Here is a 10,457-nt window from a genome sequence, read left to right on the forward strand (position 1 = left end):
GTATGTTAATTGAAATCTTTGAATTAATCAATCCATTTTAGAAGATTCGGATATAAACTTTTAGTTTTGCCTTGCTTCGCTTTTATTGCAAAATATATTGGAAATGTAATATTCAAAATCTGAAGTCCAAAAAATATGTAAAGTAGAATTTCAAAAACACCGTAATGCATAATTTTCATATAAGTATAAATAGCAATTGAAATAAATGATAGAATTGACCAATTGATTTGAAAGTTCAGCAAAGCAGCACCCACATTTTTAAGGTCGATAATTTTGTCTTTTTTAGTCAACCAAAGAATTAATGGCAAAATAATATTCCCAAGCGGAATGACTAAAAAAGTCAACACCGATAAATGAAAAAATACAATAAATTGCCGATCCTCATGCTTGCCATAATCAAGTAAATCTTCAGTATTAATTTCCAAAACATGACAGAGCAAATTCAATGTTTTTCCTCTGGGTTCGTTTTGGTTGTTTTCAATACGCTGAATGGTTCTCAAATTTACTTGAGAACGTTCAGCCAAATCTTCTTGAGAAAAACCTTTACGTGTTCTGGCTTCTTTGAGTTTTGTTCCTAATTCTTTCATCATTTTTGAAATAAACATTAATGACGCAAATTTAAGTTGAAACTCAGTTTAGCCTTGCGACGCATTGGCGACATTTCTATGACATTTGTGACAAAATGAGTATTTGTAGTGTTTTCAGTAAAAATACAAAACTAAATCCAACTATTTTAAAATACCTTGAACTTCATTTAACTTTCAGAATTCATCAAACACATTATCTTTGACACAAATAATTTCTTATGAAGTCAGTATTATTTTTTGCTACGATTTTACTTTTCGTGTCTTGCAAGGATGCCAAAGTTGAGCCTGTAAAAATTTCAGGTCAGCAAATCAACATCAACCCAGAAATTGAAAAAAACGATTCGATTGAAAATTTTATCAAACCTTATCGAGACAAAATCGAAGCTGAAATGAATGAAGTTCTCGCTTTCACGCCAGAGTCAATGTTCAAAACGGACACGGATTTGAATACTGCAATCGGAAATATGATGGCTGATGCTGTCATCGAAATTGGCGATCCTATTTTTCATGAGAGAACGAACAAGAATATCGATTTAGCATTGCTGAATTTTGGTGGCATTCGTTCTGGCATCAATGCTGGCGACATCACCACAAGAACGGCTTTCAACATCATGCCTTTTGAAAATGAAGTCGTTGTCGTGGAGTTGAGTCCAGATCAAACTAAAAAACTTATAGATTATTTAGTGTCTGCAAAAATTGCCCACCCTTTTAGCGGACTTAAAATTGAACTCAATTCTGATGGCAATTTACAAAGCGCGTTGGTTAATAACGAGCAAATTAGAAATGACAGAAACTATTTCGTAGCAACTTCAGATTATTTACTAAAAGGCGGTGATAATATGACTTTTTTTGAAAATGCCGAAAGTGTTGAATATTTAAATTATAAACTTAGAAATCTGTTTATAGATTATTTCAAAGTTCACGATACAATTGCTCCAATTCAAGATAAACGTTTCACGCAACGTAAAAACTAAAGCCATGAAAAGAATTGATTTTATAAAAACAACCAGCGCTGTTTCTGCGGTCACAGCATTTGGCGGCATTGGAATTTTGAGTTCATTTTCTAAACAAAATTTCAAAAAACATTTGACGATTTTACACACCAATGATGTGCATAGCCACATAGATTCATTTCCAAAGAATCATACTAAATACCCAAATCAAGGTGGGGCAGCCAGACGATTTAGTTATATAAAACAAGTTGTTAACGAAAACCCGAATACTTTGGTTTTAGACGCTGGCGACGCATTCCAAGGCACGCCGTATTTCAATTTTTATGGCGGTGAATTGGAGTACAAAATCATGAGTAAATTAGGTTATCATGCTTCTACCATTGGAAACCATGAATTCGACAACGGTATCGATAATATTGCGGCGCAACTAGAACATGCCAAATTCGATTTGCTGAATGCGAATTATGATTTAAAAAATACGAGTTTGGAAAGCTTAGTAAAACCTCATCAAATTTATGAAGTTGATGGCTTAAAAATAGGCGTATTAGGGCTCGGAATCGAACTTGAAGGTTTAGTCTCCAAGGATCTTTACAAAGAAACTAAATATCTGAATCCAGTCGACATCGCTATTGAAGAAAGTCGTATTTTAAAAGACGAACTTGCTTGCGATTTGGTCATTTGTTTATCACATTTGGGCTACGAATACAAGTCTGATAAAATCGATGATTTGAAACTTGCCAAACAGACCAAAAATATCGATTTAATCATCGGCGGACACACGCATACGTTTTTAGACAAACCAAGTGTTGTCAATAATTCTGAAGATAAAAAAGTACTCGTCAATCAAGTTGGTTGGGCGGGAATTAACCTCGGTCGCATCGATTTTTATTTCGATGAAAAAGGCAATTCAGAAAACAAAAGTTTAGTCATTGAAGTTTAAATAAATCGTAACAAATTAGTCTATTTTATATATTGAAAATCGAAGTTTTATTTCATGCCAAGCTCACAAAAAAAACGCAAAGCACGCAAAAACACTGACAGCAAATTACTTACATAAAGCAATTGAATATATTATGAAACTGATTAGCTACAGTTATTCAACTCCTATCATTTCCAAAAATTCAGTTTCAGAAATAATCTGAACCTCTAAATTTTCTGCTTTTGTGAGTTTACTTGGACCCATATTTTCACCAGCGACAAGATAATCTGTTTTTTTAGAAATTGAACTTGTATTTTTACCGCCGTGATCTTCAATGAGTTTTTGAATTTCCTTGCGTGATTTCTTTTCAAATACGCCTGAAATTACAATCGTCAAATCCTTTAATTTTTCACTTTGGTTGGTCAATTCGTCTTCAGAAATTTCCAGTTGTAAACCGTAATCTCTCAAGCGATCGATTCTATTTCTATTGGTTTCATCACTGAAAAAATCGACGACACTTCGCGCAATTCGTTCACCGATTTCATCCACTTCAATTAAATCTTCAAAGCTAGCCGATTCTAATACATCGATGCTTTTGTAGTGTTTTGCTAATTTTTTTGCGACTGTTTCACCAACATACCGAATGCCGAGTCCAAACAAAACCCGTTCAAAAGGCACTGATTTTGAAGCCTGAATACCATTGATCAGGTTTTCAGCAGATTTTTCTGCCATGCGTTCCAATGGCAAAACATCTTCTTTTTTTAAAATATACAAATCGGCATAATCTTCTATTAAATCTTCTCGAACCAACAAGGCTACAGTTTCGCCCCCCAAACCTTCGATATCCATAGCTTTCCTTGAAATAAAATGCTGAATCCTACCAATAATTTGCGGTGGACAACCATCAGAATTTGGACAAAAGTGTAGCGCTTCACCTTCCTTACGCTCAAGTGGTGTGTCGCATTCTGGACAGTTTTCAATATAATTTGTCGGTTCAGAATCTGGATCTCGTTGGGTGAAATCTACTGCAATAATCTTAGGAATGATTTCGCCACCTTTTTCAACAAAAACAGTGTCGCCTTCACGCACATCAAGTTTTTCAATCTGATCTGCATTGTGTAAAGAAGCACGTTTCACCGTGGTTCCAGCCAATTGAACAGGTTTCAAATTTGCAACTGGTGTAATCGCGCCTGTGCGACCAACTTGGTAAGAAATGCTTTCCAGAAGTGTGGAAACTTGTTCTGCTTTAAATTTGTAAGCCATTGCCCAACGTGGCGATTTTGCCGTGTGACCGAGCTCTTCTTGTTGTTGCAAATTATTCACTTTCACCACAACACCATCGGTTTCATAAGGCAAATCGTGTCTGTGCTCGTCCCAATAATTGATATAAGCCAAGACTTCATCCATATTTTTGGCTAATTTGGCTTCTTTTGGCACGTTAAAACCCCAATTTCTAGCTTTTTCTAAACTTTCAAACTGTGTTTCTATTTTCAAATTTTCGCCAGTAATATTGTATAACAAACACAACAAAGGACGTTTGGCAACTTCGGCACTATCCTGAAGTTTCAGACTGCCAGACGCCGTATTTCTTGGATTTGCATAAGGTTCTTCGCCATTTTCCACCCGTTCCGCATTTAGTTTCGCAAAACCTTCGTGTGGCAAAACTATTTCACCACGAATATCAAATCGCTTTGGAAAACCATCGCCATTCAATTTCAAAGGAACCGATGGTATTGTTTTCACATTATTTGTCACTTCATCACCTTGCGTTCCATCACCGCGAGTCACGGCTCGAAGAAATTCGCCGTTTTCGTAGGTTAAACTGATTGACGCGCCATCGTATTTTAATTCGCAAGTAAAATTGACCTCTTCCTCTATATTTTTTTTGATACGCACATACCAATCTTCCAAATCTTCTTTGGAATAGGAGTTGGACAATGAATACATCGGAAAATCGTGAACTGTGGTTTTAAAATTTTTAGTCACTTCTCCCCCAACCCGCATCGTTGGTGAATTTGCATCTCTATATTCTGGATATTGATCTTCCAACTCCTGAAGTTTTTTCAACTTCATATCGAAATCGTAGTCAGAAATTTCAGGCGAATCCAATACATAATAGTTGTAATTGTGCTCGTGAAGTTCTTGACGTAAATTTTCGATTTCAGTTTGAATATCCATGATTTCAGGGCGTTATAAGAATTAATTAAACAATTCTATATTCGTGTTTATGAATATAAATTTAGTATAATTTGTATTGAAATGAAATAGATTTAGAATAAAAATATAGCGTTATTTAAAAGCCTTCAGCATTCTAAAATTTCCTCTGAAATCTTTTTTTAATTCCACAGATTTAAAACCAAAGTCTACGAATAAAAGCTTTGTGTCTTCTGCCAAATATTGATTGATTTCTAAGTAAATAACTTCAGTTTTTATAGATTTAATAGCTAATTCTGCTATTTTTCTATAAAAAATAAGCGGATCATTATTCTCAACAAACAATGCCAAATGCGGTTCATTATTCAACACATTTTTCTGCATTTGAAGTTTCTCATCTTGCTTTACATAAGGTGGATTGGAGACTAAAATTTCAGCTGAAATTGGCAATTTTCCAATTGCTAAAAGATCAGCTTGAAAAAATTCAACCTGAACCTGATTGAGTTTGGCATTTGCTTTTGCCAATTCAAGTGCTTCAGTAGAAATATCTAAAGCGGAAATTTGTTTGGAATTCAATTTTTTAGCCAAAGTAATTGGAATACAGCCACTTCCAGTGCCTAAATCTAAAATTGAAAGATTGTTTTTATTAGTTTTGAGATCTTCCAAAATCCATTCGACCAACTCTTCGGTTTCCGGTCTTGGAATTAAAACTGCTGGATTCACTTTAAAATTCAAACCGAAAAATTCCGCATAACCAAGAATATATTGAATCGGTTCTTCAGCTTGAAGTCGATTTTGGGCATTTTTGAATTGTTCTAAAGCTGAACTTTCTAATTGAACTCCGGAGTTCATCATCAAATCTAATTTGCTCAAATTCAGCAAATCTTCAGCTAGCCATTTATAAAAATTATTGATTTCTTCAACTTCGTAGATCGGTTTCAAAACATCAAAAAAATCTGACTTTATTTTGTTCAAATCTGTCATTCTTCTTCGTCTTGAGCAAATTCACTTGAAACTTCTAAACCATAAATCGCTTTAAATTTTTCAAAAATAGATTGAAAATCTTTTTGCCTAACACTAATTTTGAAATTGCAATCCAAGGCCAAATCTTGATGAACGAGGTTCAAATCATATTCTTTGACCATTCGCATCACCAAGTTCATTTTATCGTATTCACAGTGAACTTCAAATTCTAAATTGATGGTTTTGGAGAGAATTTTGCTTTCATCCAAAGCCATCTGTGCTGAAATTTTATAAGCTGAAATCAAGCCGCCAACACCGAGTTTAGTACCACCAAAATATCGCACCACCACAACCAAAATATTAGTTACATCGTAAGCCTGCAATTGGCCGTAAATAGGCATACCAGCCGAATTTCCAGGCTCACCGTCGTCATTGACACGAAAATGCTCATAATTTTGACCGATTTGCCAAGCATAACAAAAGTGACTCGCTTTGTGGTGTTTGGTTTTCAATTCGTCTAAAGCCGCTTCAACCTCAGTTTCAGATTGCACTGGAAAAGAATAAGCAAAAAACTTACTGCCTTTTTCTTTATATAAAGCTTCATTCCCAGGTTTTGAAATCGTTTTGTAAGCGTCTTTTTCCAATTTTTTGACTTTTGATAGGCATTAAATCCTAAATATAAAGTATTTCAGACACCTAAGCGTCTCAATCTTTATTTTAAGCTTGAATGATAAAAATAGCTGGACGTTTGTGTAAATCTATCGAGGTCTTTTTCCAAGCTTCGGCAGTTTGAGTTTTTACAAATTCTGTAGAAAGAGTTAGATCAACTGAAACGTGAATTCTAGTAGAAGCTTGAAGAATGTTGATTAAAGCCTGCAATAGTTTATTGTTTCGGTAGGGCGTTTCAATAAAAATTTGTGCTTGTTCAAAATCTTTAGATTGTTTTTCAATTTTTTTTATAAACTGCTTGCGTTCAGATTTTTCTATTGGCAAATAACCGTGAAAAGTAAAGTTTTGACCGTTCATTCCGCTTGCCATCATCGCCAAAAGTAAAGAAGAAGGACCGACCAAAGGCACAACTTTAATGTCTTTCTGATGCGCTAAGCTTACAATTTGCGCACCTGGATCGGCAACGCCAGGACATCCAGCATCGGATAATAAACCCATGTCAATACCTTGTTCACAAGGATCAAGAAAATTTGGGATTTCTAATTCTGAAGTGAACTTATTGAGGAGTTGAAATTCTAAGTTAGGTTGAGATTTACTGGGGACAATTTTCTTAATAAAATGCCGAGCTACTTTTTCATTTTCAACAATATAATGATCTATATCGTTGATCTTTTTTCGTATTGAAAGCGGTAAAACCTCCAAAGGTGGTAATTCCCCCAGACGATTTGGGATTAAGAATAGTTTACCTTTTTTTGTAGGCTGATCTTCCATGAGTTTTGATTCTAATTCTCAAGTTCCTTAGCAATCACAGTGCATGATTCGTCGAGCATTTGATAAACATTTTCAAATCCGTTGATAGAATCATGATACGGATCTGGAACATCCCGGTTTTCACCAGGATAGATTTTATTCAAAATCAATTCTACCTTTCCCTCGTCGTTTTCGTCTCTAGCCATTTTCAAAATATCTTGATAATTTGAAGTGTCCATGACGAAAATTAAGTCGTATTTATCAAAATCATCCTGACTAAATGGTCTACTTTTTTGGTCTGTAATATCCAAACCATGTTTAGCAGCTACATCTATCGAGCGTTGATCTGGCAGTTCGCCTTCGTGATAATTTGATGTTCCAGCAGATTCTATATGAAAACCTTCGGTTGCGAGTTTAGATTTTAAAATACCTTCTGCTAAAGGCGAACGACAAATATTTCCCAAGCAAACCATCAGTATTTTTCTCATAATTGCTTAAATTTTATTTCAAGGTCCTGAATAAACTTTCTAAATTGCTTATCCGACTCTTGCAAATTTGAAACAATTTTACAAGAATGTAAAACTGTGGAATGGTCTCTTTTTCCGATTTTTCTACCGATATCTGTCAACGAAGTCTTGGTGATTTCTTTGGCAAAATACATTGCGATCTGTCGTGCCTGTACAACATTTCTCTTTCTACTTTTCGACTGTAACTCTTCTATTTCCAAGTGGAAATAATCACTGACAACTTCCTGAATATCATCTAAAGAAATAGGCTTCTTTGTATTTTTGACGTAATTTTTGACAATTTGCTCAGCCAAATTAATGGTAATTTCACTTTTACTAAAAGAAGAATGAGCTATTAGTGAAATTATTGCACCTTCCAATTCTCGGATATTGCTTGTAATTCTACTGGCAACGTAATCCAAAATTTCATCTGGCATTTCTACACCATCTTGATACAACTTGCTTCTTATTATTTTGATCCGCATGTCATAGTCTGGCTGTTCCAATTCTGCTGAAAGCCCCCATTTGAACCTAGACAACAGTCGCTGCTGAATATCTTGCATATCTACCGGCGCTTTGTCACTGGTTAAAATTACCTGTTTTCCATTTTGATGTAGATGATTGAAAATATGAAAAAAGACATCTTGCGTTCCTTTTTTACCAGAAATCAATTGGATATCATCTACAATCAAAACATCTATGATTTGGTAAAAATGTATAAAATCATTGCGATTGTTTTTAGCAATAGCATCAATGTATTGTTGAGTAAATTTATCTGCTGAAATATACAGCACCGTTTTGTCAGGAAACTTATCTTTAATCTCCAAACCAATGGCGTGTGCCAAATGTGTTTTTCCTAAACCAACGCCACCAAAAATCAATAGCGGATTGAAAGAAGTGCCGCCAGGCTTGTTAGCAACGGCCATACTCGCAGATCTTGCCAGTCGATTGGATTCACCTTCCAAAAAATTTTCAAAACTATAATTGGAATTGAGTTGAGAATCTATTTTCAAATTTCTGATTCCAGGAATTACAAAAGGATTTTTTAATTCAGGATCTTTTTGTCTCGATGGCATGTTCACAGATTGAGAACTGACATGTGATCTTTGTGAACTTGGAATTTTTTCTGTGAAAGGTTGTCTGTTGCCATCTGCATTTTCCATTCTGATGACATAAACCAGTTTTGCACCCTTTCCAATTTCTTTTGTTAGGGAAACTTTGAGCAGGTCAACATAATGTTCTTCTAGCCATTCATAAAAGAATTTTGAAGGCACTTGAATGCTCAAAGATTTATCGTTCAACTTTACAGCAACAATAGGTTGAAACCAAGTTTTGTAGGCTTGATCGGAAATATTGTCTTTTATAAATCCAAGGCAATTATTCCAAACCGAAGTAGCTGATTTTGACATAGTTAAGCTTAAAATATTTAATTACACACAATTGAGCGCAGGGGCTTTTTTTCCTTTTGAGTTGACAAATATGAAAACAAAATAATTAATAAAAAAATGAAATTCAGGTTGAAATTGTCGTTTTTTTTTCTCATACTTAAAAGGTTGTTGACATACTTGAAAAACGAATCAAAATCTAATTAAAATGACGCCAATTATCACCAAAACAGAACTTGAAGTTCGATACGCTGAAACAGATCAAATGGGTGTCGTGCATCACTCAAATTATGCAATTTATTTTGAATTGGCTCGTGTAGATTGGCTTCAAAAAGTAGGTATGCATTATCACGAAATGGAAAAAAATGGTGTCATGCTTCCCTTATCAAGATTGAATGTAAATTTCAAAAAACCAGCGAAATTTGGAGATACTTTACAAGTCATCACAAAACTGAACAAAATGCCAGATGTGAAAATTATTTTTGAATACGAAATTTTCAAAAATGAAGAATTGATAACTACAGGAGAAACGGTCTTAGTATTTGTTGATAAAATCTCAATGAAACCGATGCGCTGTCCTAAATCAACTCAAGAGTTAATTTCGAGTTTCACAAGTTAGCCTAACTTTTCACCTGCAAAGAAAGCATCTATTAAAAGTTGAGCTGTAGCGGGATTGGTTGCAATTGGGATATTGTGCACATCGCAAATACGCATCAACATTTGAACGTCTGGTTCATGCGGATGCTTGCCTAGCGGATCTCTGAAAAATAAAATCATTTTCAATTCTTTTTCAGCAGTCAAAGCAGCTATTTGAGCATCGCCTCCCAGTGGTCCAGAAAGTTTCTTTTCAACTTTTAAGCCAGTATTTTCAACGTGGTTACCTGTAGTTCCTGTAGCAACAAGTGAAACTTGCTTCAGTTTACTTTTGTTTTTATTCAAAAAATTGACCATTTCAGGCTTTTTACCATCGTGGGCGATTATAGCGATTTTCATAAATGTTTTTTGTAAAAATAATATTTTCAGTGCAGGTTCTACAATTTTTTTAGCATAAAAATTGTACACGAATAATGTCCTGTATTTCCCAAACGATTTTCAATATATTCAAAGCCAGTTTTCTTATAAAGTTTTTGAGCCGCAGTCATATTTGGCAATGTTTCAATGTAACATTTTTTAAAATCATTTGCTCTGGCAAAATCGAGACAAACACTCATCATTTTTGCTCCTAAACCGCGACCACGAACTTTTGGGTGAAAATACATTTTTTGCAATTCGCAAATCTCTGATTCTGCACCCTCCAAATGAGAAATTCCAGCACTTCCCATAATTTTTCCGTCTTCCAAAATCACAAAATATGCCGCTCTATCTGTATCGTAATACTCAAACAACTCGTCCAAAATAGGATCTTCGTAAGCCGTGCCAACTTTGGGTGCGCCCTGCTCTACCAAAACATATCTGATCATTTCAGCCACTTCTGAATTGTCGGATTGTTTTATTTTTCGAATTTGAATGTTACTCATTTTTTTTCTAAAATTAAAACGCAAGATTACACATAAAAACAAAGATTCTACGCT

12 protein-coding genes are annotated in these 10,457 nt (G+C 34.7%); 3 read left to right on the top strand and 9 right to left on the bottom strand.

What is annotated here, in order from left to right; genetic code table 11:
- Positions 1 to 23: 23 nt before the first annotated feature.
- Positions 24 to 590: a helix-turn-helix domain-containing protein gene (locus EIG86_RS11760; RefSeq protein WP_240032218.1), complete on the bottom strand. Its 567-nt coding sequence runs from the start codon at positions 588 to 590 to the stop codon at positions 24 to 26.
- Positions 591 to 805: 215 nt separating this feature from the next.
- On the opposite strand from EIG86_RS11760, the gene EIG86_RS11765 reads away from it, so the two are divergent.
- Both EIG86_RS11765 and EIG86_RS11770 read left to right on the top strand, forming a co-directional pair.
- Entirely contained in the window at positions 806 to 1,561 is a 756-nt protein-coding gene (locus EIG86_RS11765) for a 5'-nucleotidase C-terminal domain-containing protein (RefSeq protein ID WP_127846377.1), read from the top strand.
- Between the two features lie 4 nt (positions 1,562 to 1,565).
- Entirely contained in the window at positions 1,566 to 2,480 is a 915-nt protein-coding gene (locus tag EIG86_RS11770; RefSeq protein WP_127846378.1) for a bifunctional metallophosphatase/5'-nucleotidase, read from the top strand.
- A 153-nt stretch (positions 2,481 to 2,633) separates the two neighbouring features.
- Here the strand turns inward: EIG86_RS11770 and ligA are convergent, their stop codons facing one another.
- The 6 genes from ligA to dnaA form a co-directional block, all read right to left on the bottom strand.
- Entirely contained in the window at positions 2,634 to 4,637 is a 2,004-nt protein-coding gene (gene ligA, locus EIG86_RS11775; protein ID WP_127846379.1) for an NAD-dependent DNA ligase LigA, read from the bottom strand.
- 111 nt (positions 4,638 to 4,748) lie between these two features.
- Entirely contained in the window at positions 4,749 to 5,597 is an 849-nt protein-coding gene (gene prmC / locus EIG86_RS11780) for a peptide chain release factor N(5)-glutamine methyltransferase (protein ID WP_127846380.1), read from the bottom strand.
- Positions 5,594 to 6,220 carry an IMPACT family protein gene (locus tag EIG86_RS11785; protein WP_127846381.1) on the bottom strand — a complete coding sequence of 209 codons (627 nt, stop codon included), beginning with the start codon at positions 6,218 to 6,220 and terminating at the stop codon, positions 5,594 to 5,596. The genes prmC and EIG86_RS11785 overlap by 4 nt, the downstream gene beginning before the upstream one ends.
- Positions 6,221 to 6,293: 73 nt before the next feature.
- The gene (locus tag EIG86_RS11790; RefSeq protein WP_127846382.1) at positions 6,294 to 7,016 is read right to left on the bottom strand and encodes an SAM-dependent methyltransferase; all 723 of its coding nucleotides are present in this window, start codon (positions 7,014 to 7,016) and stop codon (positions 6,294 to 6,296) included.
- An 11-nt stretch (positions 7,017 to 7,027) separates the two neighbouring features.
- Positions 7,028 to 7,483, bottom strand: a complete 456-nt coding sequence (locus tag EIG86_RS11795) for a low molecular weight protein-tyrosine-phosphatase (RefSeq protein WP_127846383.1) — start codon at positions 7,481 to 7,483, stop codon at positions 7,028 to 7,030.
- Entirely contained in the window at positions 7,480 to 8,910 is a 1,431-nt protein-coding gene (dnaA, locus tag EIG86_RS11800) for a chromosomal replication initiator protein DnaA (RefSeq protein ID WP_127846384.1), read from the bottom strand. Before dnaA ends, EIG86_RS11795 begins: the two co-directional genes overlap by 4 nt.
- 184 nt (positions 8,911 to 9,094) lie before the next feature.
- Here dnaA and EIG86_RS11805 point away from each other — a divergent pair, with 184 nt between their 5' ends.
- Entirely contained in the window at positions 9,095 to 9,505 is a 411-nt protein-coding gene (locus EIG86_RS11805) for an acyl-CoA thioesterase (RefSeq protein WP_127846385.1), read from the top strand.
- On the opposite strand, the gene EIG86_RS11810 is transcribed toward EIG86_RS11805, so the two are convergent.
- Positions 9,502 to 9,879: a methylglyoxal synthase gene (locus tag EIG86_RS11810; RefSeq protein WP_127846386.1), complete on the bottom strand. Its 378-nt coding sequence runs from the start codon at positions 9,877 to 9,879 to the stop codon at positions 9,502 to 9,504. The two genes, EIG86_RS11805 and EIG86_RS11810, sit on opposite strands and share 4 nt — an antisense overlap.
- A gap of 38 nt (positions 9,880 to 9,917) precedes the next feature.
- Positions 9,918 to 10,403 carry a GNAT family N-acetyltransferase gene (locus tag EIG86_RS11815; RefSeq protein ID WP_127846387.1) on the bottom strand — a complete coding sequence of 162 codons (486 nt, stop codon included), beginning with the start codon at positions 10,401 to 10,403 and terminating at the stop codon, positions 9,918 to 9,920.
- Positions 10,404 to 10,457: the final 54 nt, after the last annotated feature.

It is taken from the genome of Psychroflexus aestuariivivens, from assembly GCF_004010055.1.
In the GTDB taxonomy this organism is placed as follows: domain Bacteria; phylum Bacteroidota; class Bacteroidia; order Flavobacteriales; family Flavobacteriaceae; genus Psychroflexus; species Psychroflexus aestuariivivens.